Origin of the sequence: Nocardia neocaledoniensis, from assembly GCF_003182135.1 — a bacterium.
Classification (GTDB): Bacteria; Actinomycetota; Actinomycetes; order Mycobacteriales; family Mycobacteriaceae; genus Nocardia; species Nocardia neocaledoniensis.
Window position 1 is genome coordinate 375,458 of record NZ_QGTL01000002.1, and the last position, 14,824, is coordinate 390,281.

At 70.0% G+C, this 14,824-nt stretch carries 17 protein-coding genes; 9 read left to right on the forward strand and 8 right to left on the reverse strand.

The window, feature by feature from the left end:
* Positions 1-11 precede the first annotated feature (11 nt).
* Positions 12-1,100: a DUF3152 domain-containing protein gene (locus DFR69_RS06010; RefSeq protein ID WP_167456167.1), complete on the reverse strand. Its 1,089-nt coding sequence runs from the start codon at positions 1,098-1,100 to the stop codon at positions 12-14.
* A 193-nt stretch (positions 1,101-1,293) separates the two neighbouring features.
* Here DFR69_RS06010 and fasR point away from each other — a divergent pair, with 193 nt between their 5' ends.
* Positions 1,294-1,956 carry an HTH-type transcriptional activator FasR gene (gene fasR, locus DFR69_RS06015; protein WP_110036433.1) on the forward strand — a complete coding sequence of 221 codons (663 nt, stop codon included), beginning with the start codon at positions 1,294-1,296 and terminating at the stop codon, positions 1,954-1,956.
* Positions 1,957-2,012: 56 nt separating this feature from the next.
* Here fasR and DFR69_RS06020 read toward each other — a convergent pair whose 3' ends face one another.
* Complete coding sequence (locus DFR69_RS06020) at positions 2,013-2,240, reverse strand: DUF3107 domain-containing protein (RefSeq protein WP_110036434.1); 228 nt, start codon at positions 2,238-2,240, stop codon at positions 2,013-2,015.
* A 94-nt stretch (positions 2,241-2,334) separates the two neighbouring features.
* Positions 2,335-2,871 (reverse strand): YceI family protein, encoded by a 537-nt coding sequence (locus DFR69_RS06025; protein WP_110036435.1) that lies wholly within the window; start codon positions 2,869-2,871, stop codon positions 2,335-2,337.
* A 100-nt stretch (positions 2,872-2,971) separates the two neighbouring features.
* On the opposite strand from DFR69_RS06025, the gene DFR69_RS06030 reads away from it, so the two are divergent.
* Positions 2,972-3,844, forward strand: a complete 873-nt coding sequence (locus tag DFR69_RS06030) for a helix-turn-helix transcriptional regulator (protein WP_244198109.1) — start codon at positions 2,972-2,974, stop codon at positions 3,842-3,844.
* Between the two features lie 3 nt (positions 3,845-3,847).
* On the opposite strand, the gene DFR69_RS06035 is transcribed toward DFR69_RS06030, so the two are convergent.
* Positions 3,848-4,537, reverse strand: a complete 690-nt coding sequence (locus DFR69_RS06035) for a ferritin-like fold-containing protein (protein WP_110036437.1) — start codon at positions 4,535-4,537, stop codon at positions 3,848-3,850.
* A 28-nt stretch (positions 4,538-4,565) separates the two neighbouring features.
* Positions 4,566-5,618, reverse strand: a complete 1,053-nt coding sequence (locus tag DFR69_RS06040) for an alpha/beta fold hydrolase (protein ID WP_110036438.1) — start codon at positions 5,616-5,618, stop codon at positions 4,566-4,568.
* Between the two features lie 446 nt (positions 5,619-6,064).
* On the opposite strand from DFR69_RS06040, the gene DFR69_RS06045 reads away from it, so the two are divergent.
* The 5 genes from DFR69_RS06045 to DFR69_RS06065 are packed head-to-tail and all read left to right on the forward strand — an operon-like array spanning position 6,065 to position 10,859.
* Positions 6,065-7,795, forward strand: a complete 1,731-nt coding sequence (locus DFR69_RS06045) for a DEAD/DEAH box helicase (protein ID WP_110036439.1) — start codon at positions 6,065-6,067, stop codon at positions 7,793-7,795.
* A 24-nt stretch (positions 7,796-7,819) separates the two neighbouring features.
* Positions 7,820-9,055 (forward strand): Rv3212 family protein, encoded by a 1,236-nt coding sequence (locus tag DFR69_RS06050; RefSeq protein ID WP_110036440.1) that lies wholly within the window; start codon positions 7,820-7,822, stop codon positions 9,053-9,055.
* Between the two features lie 27 nt (positions 9,056-9,082).
* Positions 9,083-9,697 carry an acid phosphatase gene (locus DFR69_RS06055; RefSeq protein ID WP_110036441.1) on the forward strand — a complete coding sequence of 205 codons (615 nt, stop codon included), beginning with the start codon at positions 9,083-9,085 and terminating at the stop codon, positions 9,695-9,697.
* Entirely contained in the window at positions 9,694-10,173 is a 480-nt protein-coding gene (locus DFR69_RS06060; RefSeq protein ID WP_110036442.1) for a GNAT family N-acetyltransferase, read from the forward strand. The genes DFR69_RS06055 and DFR69_RS06060 overlap by 4 nt, the downstream gene beginning before the upstream one ends.
* A gap of 5 nt (positions 10,174-10,178) precedes the next feature.
* Entirely contained in the window at positions 10,179-10,859 is a 681-nt protein-coding gene (locus DFR69_RS06065; protein ID WP_110036443.1) for an endonuclease V, read from the forward strand.
* Here DFR69_RS06065 and DFR69_RS06070 read toward each other — a convergent pair.
* Positions 10,856-11,302 carry a hypothetical protein gene (locus DFR69_RS06070; protein ID WP_244198110.1) on the reverse strand — a complete coding sequence of 149 codons (447 nt, stop codon included), beginning with the start codon at positions 11,300-11,302 and terminating at the stop codon, positions 10,856-10,858. The two genes, DFR69_RS06065 and DFR69_RS06070, sit on opposite strands and share 4 nt — an antisense overlap.
* Before the next feature lie 113 nt (positions 11,303-11,415).
* On the opposite strand from DFR69_RS06070, the gene DFR69_RS06075 reads away from it, so the two are divergent.
* Positions 11,416-12,360 carry a diacylglycerol/lipid kinase family protein gene (locus DFR69_RS06075; protein WP_110036444.1) on the forward strand — a complete coding sequence of 315 codons (945 nt, stop codon included), beginning with the start codon at positions 11,416-11,418 and terminating at the stop codon, positions 12,358-12,360.
* A 252-nt stretch (positions 12,361-12,612) separates the two neighbouring features.
* Positions 12,613-12,867, forward strand: a complete 255-nt coding sequence (locus tag DFR69_RS06080) for a WhiB family transcriptional regulator (RefSeq protein ID WP_022567051.1) — start codon at positions 12,613-12,615, stop codon at positions 12,865-12,867.
* 111 nt (positions 12,868-12,978) lie between these two features.
* Here the strand turns inward: DFR69_RS06080 and DFR69_RS06085 are convergent, their stop codons facing one another.
* Together DFR69_RS06085 and DFR69_RS06090 are read right to left on the reverse strand one after the other, a co-directional pair.
* On the reverse strand, positions 12,979-14,493 hold the full coding sequence (locus DFR69_RS06085; RefSeq protein WP_110036445.1) for a sensor histidine kinase: 1,515 nt from the start codon (positions 14,491-14,493) through the stop codon (positions 12,979-12,981).
* A 32-nt stretch (positions 14,494-14,525) separates the two neighbouring features.
* The gene (locus DFR69_RS06090) at positions 14,526-14,741 is read right to left on the reverse strand and encodes a biotin/lipoyl-binding carrier protein (protein ID WP_110036446.1); all 216 of its coding nucleotides are present in this window, start codon (positions 14,739-14,741) and stop codon (positions 14,526-14,528) included.
* Positions 14,742-14,824 lie beyond the last annotated feature (83 nt).

Genomic DNA, 14,824 nt, shown 5'->3' on the forward strand with positions numbered 1-14,824 from the left:
CGTGGGAGCGCTCACCCCCTCGGGTACGGCCAGGGATTGAAGCGGCAGGTCTTGCCGTCGGCGGGGACCACGCCGTGCGGATCGAGCTGGGCGATGTCGTTGTTCCTGGTGCCGAAGGTCTGCTGCATCATGATCGGCGCGAGCCCGCCGTCGCTCTCGCAGGGCTGGTGACCGTGGTAGCCGATCGCGTGGCCGACCTCGTGGTTGACCAGGTACTGCCGATACGAGCCGATGTCGCCGTCGAAGGCGAGCGCGCCGCGCACCCAGCGCACCTCCGAGAGCACCACCCGGTCGATGTCGGCGTTGTAGCACGACGAGTCGATCGGGATCTCGAATCCGCAGGCGGCGCGGGTGCTCTCGCGCGAGGAGAGCGAGAGCCGGAAGTCGGGCTCGCCCGCGTCGACGCGCTGGAAGGCGAAGCGGGGGTCGTTGGTCCAGCTCTTCGGGTTGGCCAGGGTGGTCTCGATCATCTTCGCCACGGCCGCGTCGCCGCCGAAGGGCGTGGTGTCGATGCCGTCCTCCACCTCGACGGTGTAGCGGAAGACGCGTTCGGTGCCCGCCCCCACCTGACCCGTGGTGCCCGGCACGACATGCCAGGTGCCCGCGGCCCGTTCGACGAACTCGCCGCCCTCCGGCAGCGCGCCCAGCGGCAGATCGGCCGGGAACTTCCCGTCCCCGGGCGGGGCGCCGATGATGCCCGACTGCGCGACGCCGGGACTGAGCGCGCCGAAACCTGGTTCGGTGGGCGGGGCGGTGCGCCCGGCGCGCACGGCGTCGACGACGACGAGCACCGTCACGGCCAGCAGCACCGGCAGCGCGTAGGCGCGCCAGCCGTAGCGGGAGACGAAACGGCCCAGCGCGCTCTGCTTCTTCGCGTCGCGCTGCGGGCTGCGCGGCCTGCCGGTGTCGGCGTCGGTGGGGTCCCAGCGGGCACGCAGCGGCTGGCGGGATCGGTCGGCGGGCGTGTACAGCCCCAGCGGGTCGTAGACCTCGAGTTCTCGCCCTTCTGGCGCCGATGTCACAGAACCGGACTCGGTGGGTGGCGTGGGGCGAGCGGCATCGCGCCCGCCGCCGGATGGTCGTTCCGGGCGGTCGGTCACCCCATCAGATTCTCACAGTGGGTCGGTGGGCTCGCGCGGCGGCCGCGCGCGATCGCGCGGTTACGGCCCGGCGAACCCCTCGGCCTGGTACTACATTTCCAGGGCGAAACTTATCGGGAACACCAGGCGGGTATCGTTCGTGGGACACCGGTGGCGTACCCCTGCCGCGGAGTAAACGACAAAGAGAGCCGAGATGACAGACCTCGTGGACCGCATGACCTCGCGCCGATCGGTGCCGGAAACGGTCCCGGCCAAGCGCGGCACCCGGCTACCCCGTGACGAGCGGCGCCAGCAGCTGCTGCTCGCGGCCAGCGAAGTGTTCGTGCAGCGCGGCTACCACGCCGCGGGCATGGACGAGATCTCGCAGGTGGCCGGTGTCAGCAAGCCGGTGCTCTACCAGCACTTCACCTCCAAGCTCGAGCTGTACCTGGCGGTGCTGCAGAACTACGTCGACATCCTGGTGTCGAGCGTGCGCCAGGCGCTGCGCTCCACCACCGACAACAAGCAGCGCGTGCGCGCCGCCGTCGCCGCCTATTTCGATTTCGTCGACAACGAGATGCAGGGCTTCCGTCTCGTCTTCGAGTCGGACCTGACCTCGGAGCCGCAGGTGCAGCGCCGGGTCGAGCAGGCCACCGAAGCCTGTGTCGACGCGGTCTTCGACCTGGTCGCCCACGACTCGGGCCTCGATCCGTACCGGGCCCGCATCCTGGCCGTCGGCCTGGTCGGCGCGAGCCAGTTCACCGCCCGCTACTGGCTCGAGGCCGACCGCCCGATCCCCAAGGACGAAGCCGTCGACACCACCGTCGCGCTCGCCTGGGGCGGCCTCAAGCACGTGCCGCTGCACCCCATCGGGTGACAGACAGACGAAAAGCCCCGCACCGGTTCCGGTGCGGGGCTTTTCGGTGTCAGGACTCAGATGGTGGCGAAGCCGACCCGGCCGACGGCCGGGGAGCCGATCTCGACGTAGGCGACCTTGGCCGACTGGATCAGGAACTTGCGACCCTTCTCGTCGGTGAGCGCGACGACGCCGCTCGCGCTGGTCAGCGCCTCGGTCACCAGCGTTTCGATCTCTTCGGGGCTCTGCGCGCTGTTGATCACGAGCTCACGCGGGCTATCCGAAATACCGATCTTGACCTCCACGGCCAACCTCCGAACGTAAGAGTCCTGTGTTGTCCACACCAGGCTAGTCGAGCGCGACGACGCCGGTGACACTCCGGCCTGCGCTGAGAGCGAACTAGGCGGGCTCGATCAGCTCGATATCGAGTTCGATCTTCACGGTGTCGGAGAGCATGCCGGGCATCGGGCCGCCGACGCCGAAGTCGGTGCGCTTGATGGAACCGGTGGCCGAGAAGCCCGCGTGCCGGGTGCCGTCCATGAAGTCGGCGACGCCGCCCCATTCGACCTCGAGGGTCAGCGGCTTGGTGATGCTGCCCAGGGTGGCCTCGCCGGTGACGGTGAACGATTCGGACACCTGGACCGGGCCGGTGGCGCGGAAGGCCAGGGTGGGCCGGTTGGCGACGTCGAGGAAATCGGCGTTGCGGACGTGGGCGTCGCGGTCGGCGTTGCCGGTGTCGAAGGAGTCGAGGTCGATGGTGGCGCCGATGGTCGCCGCGCCGCTCTCGTCGACGACGAACTCGGTCTCGAAGCGGGTGAATCCGCCGCGGACCTTGGCGATGCCGAGGTGGCGCACGGTGAACGCGACGGTGGAGTGGCTGGCGTCCAGCGCCCAGGATCCGGTCTTCAGCTGCTGGGTCTGTGTCGAGGAAGTCATGCCACCACCCTGATCGGACCGCGGTCCGCTAACCAGACCGCGCTTATCCTGGACCCGGCAGGGCGTGGCTGCCGCGCCGGAGACCGGGCACGATCGAGGGATGGCGGGTACGGAGATGACAGACAAGCCGGGCGCCCGGTCGGCGTTCGCCGAACTGCTGATCGCCCGCCGCGCCGAGCTGCGTCCCGAGGACGTCGGCCTGCCCGCAGGCGGGCGCCGCCGCACCCCGGGACTGCGCCGCGAGGAGGTCGCGGTGCTGGCCGGGGTGAGCGCCGACTACCTGGCCCGGCTGGAACAGGGCCGCGACACCAATCCGTCGATGGCCGTGGTCGACGCACTGGCCACCGCCCTGCGGTTCAACGACACCGACCGCTCGCACTTCGGCTGGCTCGCACTCACCTCGAGCGCCGAGGCCCGCTGCCCCAGCACCGCCTTCGACCCGGCACTGGACCAGGTACCCGCCGCGCTGCGCGGTGTCATCGACGCGCTCGCGCCGACGCCCGCGTTCGCACTGGGCCCCCGCGCCAACATCCTCGCCTGGAACAGCGCCTGGGAAGACCTGGTCGCCCCGCTCGGCCTGCTCGATGATCGGGATCAGGTGAACCTCGCGGTCTGGGCCTTCCGGCATCCGACGGCACGCGACACCGTGACCGACTGGCCGCAGTTCGCCGATCACCTGGCCGACCAGCTGGCCCGCACCCGCCTGCGCCGCCCCGACGACGAGCGGGTCGCCGCGATCATCGCGTTCCTGTGCACCGAACCGGAGTTCGCGCGCCGCTGGCAACCACACCGCCTGGCCGAGGACGTCCCGAGCCTGCTCGGCTTCGAACACCCGACCCGGGGCACCCTCACCTTCACCGTGCAGACCCTGTCGGCGGAACGCGACCAGCAGGTCGTCATCTGGCTGCCGCGCGAAACCGCCGCGCGCGCACCGGAACTCCGCCTGGTGCAGGGCCGCGCGGCGGGCGAGTAGGACCTACAGCCCGAGTTCGGCCATGCGGGCGGCGTGCCGCTCCTGCATGCGGTCGAACAGGGTGGCGATGCCGTTGAGGTCGCCGGTCGCGGCGAGCACCAGTTCGGCGAGCTCGTCGCGCTGGGCCATCACGTACTGCGCCTGGGTGATCGCCTCGCCGAGCAGCCGGCGACCCCACAGCGTGAGCCGGTCGCGCTCGGAGCGGCTGGCCGCGACGGCGCCGCGGACCTCGTCGACGACGAACTGCGAGTGGCCGGTCTCGGCGAGCACCTCGCGCACCACATCGGCGACCTCGGCGGGGAGCACGCCGACGATCTCGGAGTAGAAGTCGGCGGCCAGCCCGTCACCGACGTAGAACTTCACCATCGACTCGAGCCAGGTCGAGGGATCGGTGGACGCGTGATAGGAGTCCAGCGCGCCCTGGTACTGCGCCATCGACGACTCCGCGTCGGCGCCACGCGCGGTGAGCGCGGCCTCGAGCGCCTCGAAGTGCGCCAGTTCGGCGGCCGCCATCTTGGCCACCGCCACCCGCCCGTGCAGCGAGGGCGCCAGCTTGGCTTCCTCGGCCAGGCGATAGAACGCGGTCAGCTCGCCGTAGGCGAGGACCGCGAACAGTTCGGTCACCCCGGGGTGGTCCGCGGCGAGCGGTTCGGTCGAGACAACATCCGGCGCGGCAGAGGTCTGTGCTCCCATGGCTACATACCTTAGTCCCGATCGATGATCAGTCGCGCTCCGCCAGGAACTTGTCGAGATAGGTCCAGGTGGTGTGGCGGGCGTCGGGACCGGCGAGGATGCCCAGGTGACTACCCGGCGCCACCTCGTAGGTCACCGACGGCGAGCCGCTGAGTGTGCGTAGACCGGCCTCGACAGCGGCCTTCGGGGTGATCACGTCGGCCGTCCCGCCGACCAGCAGCACCGGCACCCGCACATCGGCGAGTTCGATCGTGCGGTCACGCAGCGTCAGGCGGCCCTTGCCGATGTCGTTGGCGAGGATGAACCGGCCCCAGATCTGGCCGTAGAAGCGACCGGGATAGCCGGGCATGGCCGCCTGGAAACGATCGATGGATTCCATTTTCGCCAGTGTCTCGGTGCGCGCGATATTGCTCGCGACGAACAGCGGCCGCGCGATTTCCCGGTCGATCGCGGCGATCCGGTAGGCGAGTTTGGTCAGCGGCGCGGGGATTCCGCCCGCCGCGCGGACGACCGCGGTGGTGGCCCACCCGCCGGTCAGGCTCGCGACCGCGCGCACCTGCGGCATGCCGAGCATCTTGTCGTAATCGAGCGGCGCGCCGACCCCGGTGACCGAGCGGATCGGCAAGTCCGGATTCGCGGCGGCGGTGAGCAACGAGAACACCCCGCCGATCGACCAGCCGACCAGGTCGACGGGCGCGCCCCCGCGATCGGCGCTCACGCGCCGGATCGCCTCGGGCAGGATGTCGGTGACCCAGTCCTCGAAGCCCATGGCACGGTCGGCGAAGGAGATGTCGCCGTAGTCGACCAGATAGGTGGGGCGGCCGTTCGACACCAGATGCCTGGCCAGGCTCTGGTCGCGCCGCAGGTCGAAACAGGTCGCGGGCGCGGCCAGCGGCGGCACCAGCAGCACCGCGGAATCCGTTGTGGCCGAGGTCGTTCCGGCGTCGTAGCGACGCAACAGGCGATGCGGCTCGTCGTACAGCACGGTCGACGGCGCCGGATCGGGCGCCTCGATGCCCGCGCCGAAGCTCAGCGCCCACGCGTTGCGCGCGGCGGTGGTGACGGTCTCGGTGATGCTCACGACAAGAAATGTCTCATACCTGGTACCGGCGGTACCAAGTGAGTTCTGTTACATCGGCGGACACGCGCGAAAATCCGGTGCTCCGAATTGTGCTGTGACACACCGTTCCACCGCCGAAAGCGAAGGTCACACCCGTTTTCACGAGACCGGCGCCGCTCCCGAAATTCGGGTTGCGCACATTATCACGCTACAATCACCGTGGACAACGCTAGATTCATCGCTCCGGCGCACTGTGCGGACGCGGCTGGCGAAGCCTCCACCCGCGCGACATGCGGGCGGACGGCGGCGGCGAAGTCCACGGAAAATGTGCGCGCACCGAATCCGCATCACCGATGTGCCGCGCCGATGACGCGATAGCGCTCGGTGCAGGCCCGGTGAATATCACAGGCGGATATGTGGTCGTCGCGGGCCGACCGGCCCGCCCCACCTCGTGCGTGCGAGATGCAATGACGAGGAAGGCACGAACCCTGAGCAAGATCACTGTCGAACAGGAACCCGGTTTGACCGACACACTCCTGACGGCCGAACTGGACAACACCCACATCCCGCCGAGTTTCGCCGAATTGGGCGTGCGGGAAGAAATCGTGCGCGCGCTGGGCGAGATCGGGATCGAGCGCACTTTCGCGATCCAGGAGCTGACCCTGCCGCTGGCGCTGGCCGGCGAGGACCTCATCGGTCAGGCCCGCACCGGCATGGGCAAGACCTTCGGTTTCGGCGTGCCGCTGCTGCACCGCATCGCCACCGCCGACACCGGCACCACCCCGCTCGACGGCACCCCGCGCGCGCTGGTCATCGTGCCGACGCGCGAGCTGTGCATCCAGGTCACCAAGGACCTGGAGAACGCGAGCAAGTACCTGACCAACCACCAGGGCCCGCTGAAGGTCGCCGCCATCTACGGCGGCCGCCCCTACGACACCCAGATCGCCGCGCTGCGCGACGGAGTCGACGTGGTCGTCGGCACCCCCGGGCGCCTGCTGGACCTGGCCAACCAGAACCACCTGATCCTCGGCAAGATCGGCGTGCTGGTCCTGGACGAGGCCGACGAGATGCTCGACCTGGGCTTCCTGCCCGATATCGAGCGCATCCTGTCGATGGTTCCGGACGCCCGCCAGACCATGCTGTTCTCGGCGACCATGCCCGGCCCGATCATCACCCTGGCCCGCACCTTCCTCACCCGTCCGACCCACATCCGGGCCGAGGAGGCCAGCGACTCGGCGGTGCACGACCGCACCGCGCAGTTCGTCTACCGCGCGCACGCGCTGGACAAGAGCGAGCTGGTCGCGCGTGTGCTGCAGGCCGAGAGCCGCGGCGCCACGATGATCTTCACCCGCACCAAGCGCACCGCGCAGAAGGTGGCCGACGACCTGGCCGAGCGCGGTTTCGCGGTCGGCGCCGTGCACGGCGACCTGGGCCAGATCGCCCGCGAGAAGGCGCTGACCAAGTTCCGCAAGGGCACCATCGACGTGCTCGTCGCCACCGATGTCGCCGCGCGCGGCATCGACATCGACGACGTCACCCACGTCATCAACTACCAGTGCCCCGAGGACGAGAAGACCTACGTGCACCGGATCGGCCGCACCGGCCGCGCCGGCCGCACCGGTGTCGCGATCACCCTGATCGACTGGGACGAGCTGCACCGCTGGGAGTCCATCGACAAGGCGCTCGGCCTCGGCATCCCCGAGCCCGCCGAGACCTACTCGCGCTCGCCGCACCTGTACTCCGATCTCGGCATCCCGGAGGGCGTCACCGGCGTCATCCGCAAGCCGAAGCCGGCGCGCGAGGAGGGCGACGTGGTCGAGGAGCGCCCCGAGCGTCCCAAGTCGACCCGCAGCCGGCGCCGCACCCGCGGCGGCAAGCCGGCGGACGCGACCACCACCGAGGCGACCGCGACCGACACCGAAGCCGGCACCGAGGCGGCCCCCGCCGAGGACAGCGCCGAGGGTGACAAGCCCGCCCGCCGCAGGCGTCGCCGCCGCAAGCCCACCGAGGACGAGGCGACCGCCGCCGACACGAACGCCGACGAGGGCACCGCGCCCGAGGCCGCGGCCGAGTCCGACGACACGGCCGCCGCGGCCAAGCCGGCTCGTCGCAGGCGTCGACGCAAGCCCGCAGGTGGCGAGGGCGAAACCGGCGCCGCCGAGGCGCAGGTGCCCGCGACCGCCGGATCGGTCCAGTAGTCCCGATCGGCTAGTCTCGCTGACGTGCTCGCACCCGAGCGGCGGACGCGCGCCGATATCTTTGCCGCAGTAGCGATCGCCGTCATCCTTGTGGTGGCGGCGATCGTGGTGTGGGCGCGGGCCGATGTCACGGGGACCGATTCGGTCACCGCCGACTCCCCCGCGCCGACCGTCACCGCGGCGACGCAGCTGCCCACCTCGCTGCGCGAGATGTGGCACGCGGCCGACACCGCGAGCAGCCGGGCGCTCACCTCCGCCAACGTGGTGGTGACGGGCGACGCGGGCACGGTGAGCGGGCGCGATCCGGTGAGCGGTGAGCAGCTGTGGTGGTATCACCGCGACATGCCGCTGTGCGCGGTGGAATCCCAGTTCGGCACCGTCATCGCCACCTATCGCGATCAGCGCGGGTGCAGCCAGACCACCATGCTCGAGGCCGACACCGGCAAGCGCGAGGCAGCCCGCAGCAGCTACATGGACGACGCCGTCCGGGTCACCGGCGACGGCACCTACCTGGTCGCCCTCGGCACCGACCGGCTGGAGATGTGGCGTTCCGACCTGGTGCGCACCCTCGAATACGGCTACGTCGACGCGCCGATCAATCCGGGCTACCAGCCCCGCAGCGGCTGCGCGCTCACCTCGGCCGCGTCGAGTTCCTCGCGGCTCGCGGTGCTGGAACGCTGCCCCGCCGACGCGACCGCCCGGCTCACCGTGCTCAATCCGGCGCCGAAGGAGGCAACCCAGCCCGAGGAGCACGGCTCGCGCGTGCTCACCGCGCCGGGCGCCGACTCCCCCGAGGTCCGGGTGCTCGCCGTCTCGGACAACAAGGTGGCCGTCTACTACCCGCCCGCCCCCGCGACGGCCACCGGCCTCGGCCAGCCCGCCCGGATCGCCGTGCACGACGGCACCGGCAACGAGATCGCGGTGCACCAGCTGGCCGAGCCGTGGAGTGACCGGGCCACCGTCACCAAGCTGGGTTCGGCCCTCTACGTCTTCACCGGCAAGAGCCTGATCGCGTTGAGCGCCAGTACTTTACAGCCCGTCTGGACCGTCCCGGACGCGCTCGGCACCCCGGCGCTGATGGCGGGCAGGCTGCTCGTTCCCGTCCCCGACGGGCTGCTCGCGGTCGACACCGCCGGCGGCGCGACCGTCGCCCGGATCCCGGTCCAGCGCAACGACTACGACGGCGGCACCATCTCCACCGCCGTGCTCGGCACCACGGTGCTCGAACGCCGCGGCGGTGAGCTCTACGCGCTCGGCTGAGCAGGCGGCGCCTGCCATGATGGACTCATGTCCACACCCGACGCCCGAGTGGTCCTGCTGCGCCACGGCGAAACCACCTGGTCCAGTCAGCGCCGACACACCAGCCACACCGATCTGCCGCTGACCCCGCGCGGCGAGGCCCAGGCCCGCTCGGCCGGGCTGGTACTGGCTTCCCTCGACCTGCGCGATCCGATCGTGTTCAGCAGCCCCCGCCTGCGCGCCAGGCACACGGCCGAACTGGCCGGGCTCGGCCACGCCGAGATCGACGACGACCTGGCCGAGTGGAACTACGGCGACTACGAGGGCCTCACGACCGCCCAGATCCGCGAGACCGTCCCCGGCTGGACCGTGTGGACCGCGCCCACCCCCGGCGGCGAGACGGCCGAGCAGGTCGGCGCCCGCGCCGACCGGGTCCTCGGCAAGGCCGAGCCGATGCTGGCCGAACGCGACGTGATCCTCGTCGGCCACGGCCACTTCTCCCGCGTCCTCATCGCCCGCTGGGCCGAACTGGCCGTCACCGAGGGCCGCCGCTTCGCGATGACCACCGGCGCGATCAGCGAACTCGGCTACGACCACGACGCCCACACCATCTGGGCCCACAACCTCACCACCCGCACCGAACCGTCCGAGGGAGCCCGATGAGCGTTCGCCGCGCTACACCCGCCGATGTGCCCGCGATGGTCGGGCTCGTGCACGAGCTGGCCGAGTACGAGAAGGCGCCGGACGAGTGCACGCTGACCGACGAGCAGCTGCGCACGGCGTTGTTCGGGGCGGCGCCCGCGTTGTTCGCGCATGTCGCCGAGCACGAGGGCGTGGTGGTCGGGTGCGCGATCTGGTTCCTGAACTATTCGACCTGGGACGGTGTGCACGGGATCTATCTGGAGGACCTGTACGTGCGGCCGGAGGCGCGCGGGACCGGGCTCGGGCGGGCGCTGGTGGCGGCGCTGGCGGCGGAGGCGGTCGAGCACGGGTACAGCAGGGTGTCGTGGTCGGTGCTTACCTGGAACACGCCGTCGATCGCGTTCTACGAATCCCTGGGTGCCGCACCGCAGGACGAGTGGATCGGCTACCGGATCTCCGGCGCCGAACTCACCGCGCTGGCCGCGACCGCGAGCTGAATCGCGTGCGCGTCGACGTACCGGACGAATGGCCGCGCACCCCGGCGGAGGCGGCCGCACTACAGGATGAGCTGCGGCCACTGGTGCGCGCGGAAAACCCGGCGCCGCCGCGTTTCTCGACAGCGGCGGGCATCGATTCGGCCTATGCCGAGGACGGCACCGTCGCCACCGCGGCGGTCGTACTCGACCTCACGACGATGGAAACTGTGGAAACCGCAGTGGCACAGGGAATTTCGACATTTCCCTATGTCCCGGGACTGCTCGCGTTTCGCGAACTCCCTGCCACCGTCGCGGCTTTGGGGAAACTCACCGGCACACCGGATCTGCTGGTGTGCGACGCGCAGGGAATCGCGCATCCGCGGCGCTTCGGATTGGCCTGTCACATCGGTTTGCTGACCGGAATTCCGACCATCGGCGTGGCCAAATCGGTGTGGGGTGAATACGAGCCGCCGGGGCCACGGCGCGGCGATGTCAGCGATATCCGGATCGACGGCGAGGTCGTCGGCCGCGCGCTGCGCACCCGCGACGAGGTGAAGCCGTTGTTCGTCTCGGTCGGACATCTCATCGACCTCGACACCGCGTGCGCGCAGGTGCTCGCCCTCACCCAGGGTTTCCGGCAGCCGGAGACCACCCGCAGAGCCGATCACCTGTGCCGCGCGGCCTTGCGCGCGGCGACGGCGGGCTAGGGCCGCTCGTCCGGGATCTCGCCGTAGTCCTGGGCCATGTACCGGCTCGACGCGGGCGCGAACAGCGCGCCGAGCGCACCGACCACCACGATCGCCAGCAGCGTGCCCCACAGCGGCTGATGCGAGTCGGTCAGCAACGACCACGCCACCGGCAACAGCAGCACCTGCGCGATGACCGCGATGGCCCGGCCCCAGCGCTTGCCGCGCAGCAGCCCGACGCCCGCGGCGAGGACGCCGCCGAACAGCACACCGAACCAGATGGCGGTGCCCGCGCCGCTGGCCACGGACTGGTCGTGGCCGGTGAGCGCCCGCACGACGAGCACGATCGCGGTGATCACGCCGACCAGGCCCTCGAAGGTCACCAGCGCGCCTGCCACCCGGATCGCCGTCGGGATACCGCCCGGACGCGGGCCGTCGCCGGACTGCTGGTCACCGTCTGTCACGTCGCGCTCCACCACACGGCCAAGCCTACGACGCGCCCCTCGGCGCACGCGCGGCACCGCAGCGCTCGACCGCACCGCGCGGTCTGTTCACGATCTCCCATTACCCTCGACTCGTGCGGACGCTGCTCATCGTCAATCCGAATGCCACTTCGACCACCCCGGCGACCCGGGATCTGCTCGCCCATGCGCTGGAGAGCCGAACCCAGCTGACCGTCGCGCACACCCAGCATCGCGGCCACGCGGCCGAGCTCGCCCAGTGGGCATCCACGCAGGAGATGGACCTGATCGTCGTGCACGGTGGCGATGGGACGGTCAACGAGACCATCAACGGCTTCCTGCCGCTGCCGCAGGTCGGGGACGACCAGGTCTGGCGACCGCGCCTCGGCATCATCCCCGGTGGCTCGGCGAACGTGTTCGCGCGCGCGCTCGGCATCTCGCCCGATCCGGTCACCGCGACCAACCAGCTCATCGATCTGCTGGCGCGCGACGCCGACCGCCGGATCGGTCTCGGCCTCGCCGACGATCGGTGGTTCACCTTCAGCGCCGGCGTCGGGCTCGACGCGGATGTGTGCGAGTCGATCGATGTCGCCAGGGCGAAGGGCCGCAAAGCCACGCCGGCGCGCTATCTGCGCACCACCGTCGCGCAGTTCTTCCGCGCCCGGCGCGAGGAACCGCGCGTCACCGTGGAGGTCGACGGACACGATCCGGTGGAGTCGGTCTATTACGCCTTCGTCACGAATTCGAGCCCGTGGACCTATCTCGAGGACCGTCCGGTTCGCACCAATCCGGGGACCACCTTCGAAAGCGGACTCGGGGTGTTCGCGATGCGATCGATGAGTGTCACCCGCACGCTGCTGCTTGCTCGGCAGTTGCTGGCCGAGAATGGAAATCCCCAGTCGGACAAGCTGTTCCGGGTCGACGACGTGCCGTCGGTGCATGTCGAGGCCGACGGTGAGATCGGCCTGCAAATCGATGGCGACTTCATCGGAAAACGCAAGATGGTGCATTTCACATCCGTGCCCGGCATCCTCGACGTGGTGGCGCCGAAACCGTCCTGAGCTCGGGACACGCGGAAAAATCTCCCGGTTGCGCTGCGAAAACCGGGAGACGCGAGTACAAAGGACCGGGCGGGTTCCCCTTACGGGGTCTCTAGAGCGTGATCTCCCCCACGGTGCGCCGGACACCTATTGACATCTACGGTGTTCGTGAAAGCATTCACAAGCAACCGTGCGGAAACATTCGAGTCGCACAAGTGAACGATCCACTAACCAGCGGTGCCCTTTGTGGCGCCCGTGCAAAGGAGCAGAGGAATGGACTGGCGCCACAAGGCCATCTGTCGCGACGAGGACCCCGAGCTGTTCTTCCCGGTGGGTAACAGTGGTCCTGCGCTCGCGCAGATTGCCGATGCCAAGCTGGTCTGCGCCCGCTGCCCCGTCACTGCCGATTGCCTGTCGTGGGCCCTGAAGTCCGGACAGGATGCCGGCGTGTGGGGTGGAATGAGCGAAGACGAGCGTCGCGCGCTCAAGCGGCGCAACGCGCGCACCCGTACGCGTACTTCCGTCTAGTCGACGAGGAGGCGTTGCCGGGCCAGCAGCCCCGGCCCGGTAACGCATGTGAGAACCCGGCACCTCGCGGTGCCGGGTTTATTGTTGCCCCACAGCGGTTTTCGGCGTTTCTCAGCGCGCGGAACGCCGCCCCAGCGGAACCCGCAGCACCGCGTCGGTGCCCACGTCGGCGCCGGGGTGCAGGCCGATCGAGCCGCCGAGTTCGGAGGTCACCAGGGTCCGCACGATCTGCAGGCCGAGCCGGTCGGAACTCTCCAGGCTGAAGCCGGCGGGCAGGCCACGGCCGTCGTCGCTGATGATCACGTCGAGCCAGCGGGCCGACCGTTCCGACCGAATCGTCACGGTACCGTTCTCGCCCGGGTCGAAGGCGTGCTCGATGGCGTTCTGCACCAGCTCGGTCAGCACCATCACCAGCGGCGTCGCCCGCTCGGCGGAGAACACTCCCAGCGAACCGGCCCTGCGCACCTTGATCCTGGCGGTGTGCACCGTGGCCACATCGGCCATGATCGGCAGCAGCCGGTCGACGACCTCGTCGAGGTCGACCTCTTCGTCCACCGACATCGAGAGCATCTCGTGCACCGACGCGATCGAGGTGACCCGGCGCACCGACTCCGTGAGCGCGACCTGCGCCTCCGGATTCTCCGTGCGGCGGGCCTGGAGCCGCAGCAGCGCCGCCACCGTCTGCAGGTTGTTCTTCACCCGGTGGTGGATCTCGCGGATCGTCGCGTCCTTGCTGAGCAGTGCGCGGTCGCGGCGCTTCACCTCGGTGACGTCGCGGACCAGCACCGCGGGCCCGGCCAGTTCTCCGCCGGGCCGCATCACCAGCGTGCGCAGCAGCACGGTGGCCCCGCGCGCCTCGACCTCCATCCGGCGCCCGGTGCGCCCGGCCAGCGCGGCCTGGATGTCGGCCACCACCTCCTGCGCGTCGAACGGATCGGTGATCAGCGAGCGGGTGGTCACCGCGAGGTCCTGGCCGACGAGATCGGCCTGCATCCCCATCCGGTGATAGGCCGACAGCGCGTTCGGGCTGGCGTAGACGACGATGCCCTCGGTGTCGAGGCGGATGAACCCGTCGCCGGCGCGCGGACTGGAATGGGTGGCCGCGCGATCCTCCGGCGTCGGGAAGCTGCCGTCGGCGATCATCTGGCACAGGTCGTCGGCGCAGGACACGTACGCCGTCTCCAGCGTGCTGCGGACCCGCGAGCGCGCCAGATCGGAATCGCGGCTGAGCACCGCGATCACGTCGTCACCACAGCGCACCGGGATGGCCTCGCGGACCGCGTGCACCGGGCTGGGGTGATAGACCCCGCTCACCTCGACCTCGGTGTCGGTGCGCACCGTGTTCCCGGTGAGCAGGGCCTCGAAGACCTGCGGGAAGTCCGCGCGCGAGGCCGTGGTGTCGACCTTGTCGTCGAGGTGGACGGTGGGCGCGGTGGTCGGCCGGATCTGGGCGACGCACACCACGTCGGCGCCGTCGGCGACCGGTCCCGCGCCCACCCACAGCAGCAGATCCGAGAACGAGAGGTCGGCCAGCAACTGCCAGTCGCCCACCACCCGCTGCAGATGATCCACGGCGATGCCGGGGAGGTCGGTGTGTTCGGCCAGGAGCTCGCTCAGTGTTGCCACGCTGGATCTACCGCTTCGTTTCCGTCGGGCCGTTACGCGATGGTGGCGATCAGATCGCCCGCCTGCAGCACCTGGCCCGGCGTGACGTCGATCGAGGTGACATCTCCCTCGACCTCGGTGAGCACCGGGATCTCCATCTTCATCGACTCGAGCAGCACCAGGGTCTGATCGACCGTGACGTGCTCGCCCACCGAGACCTCGACAGCGAGCACGGTCGAAACCATCTCCGCGCGCACTTCTTCAGACATGGCACCCCGTTCAGGTAGTCGTTCGGCCCCCGCCGTGCGGTGCTGGCCGTATCCGCCGAAGCTACAGCCAACCACACGTGGAA

Bases quoted from the DNA above. Each gene is read 5' to 3' on its own strand.
- fasR (WP_110036433.1), top strand. From the start codon at position 1,294: ATGACAGACCTCGTGGACCGCATGACCTCGCGCCGATCGGTGCCGGAA.
- DFR69_RS06025 (WP_110036435.1), bottom strand. From the start codon at position 2,871: ATGACTTCCTCGACACAGACCCAGCAGCTGAAGACCGGATCCTGGGCG.
- DFR69_RS06030 (WP_244198109.1), top strand. From the start codon at position 2,972: ATGGCGGGTACGGAGATGACAGACAAGCCGGGCGCCCGGTCGGCGTTC.
- DFR69_RS06035 (WP_110036437.1), bottom strand. From the start codon at position 4,537: ATGGGAGCACAGACCTCTGCCGCGCCGGATGTTGTCTCGACCGAACCG.
- DFR69_RS06045 (WP_110036439.1), top strand. From the start codon at position 6,065: ATGACGAGGAAGGCACGAACCCTGAGCAAGATCACTGTCGAACAGGAA.
- DFR69_RS06055 (WP_110036441.1), top strand. From the start codon at position 9,083: ATGTCCACACCCGACGCCCGAGTGGTCCTGCTGCGCCACGGCGAAACC.
- DFR69_RS06060 (WP_110036442.1), top strand. From the start codon at position 9,694: ATGAGCGTTCGCCGCGCTACACCCGCCGATGTGCCCGCGATGGTCGGG.
- DFR69_RS06080 (WP_022567051.1), top strand. From the start codon at position 12,613: ATGGACTGGCGCCACAAGGCCATCTGTCGCGACGAGGACCCCGAGCTG.
- DFR69_RS06090 (WP_110036446.1), bottom strand. From the start codon at position 14,741: ATGTCTGAAGAAGTGCGCGCGGAGATGGTTTCGACCGTGCTCGCTGTC.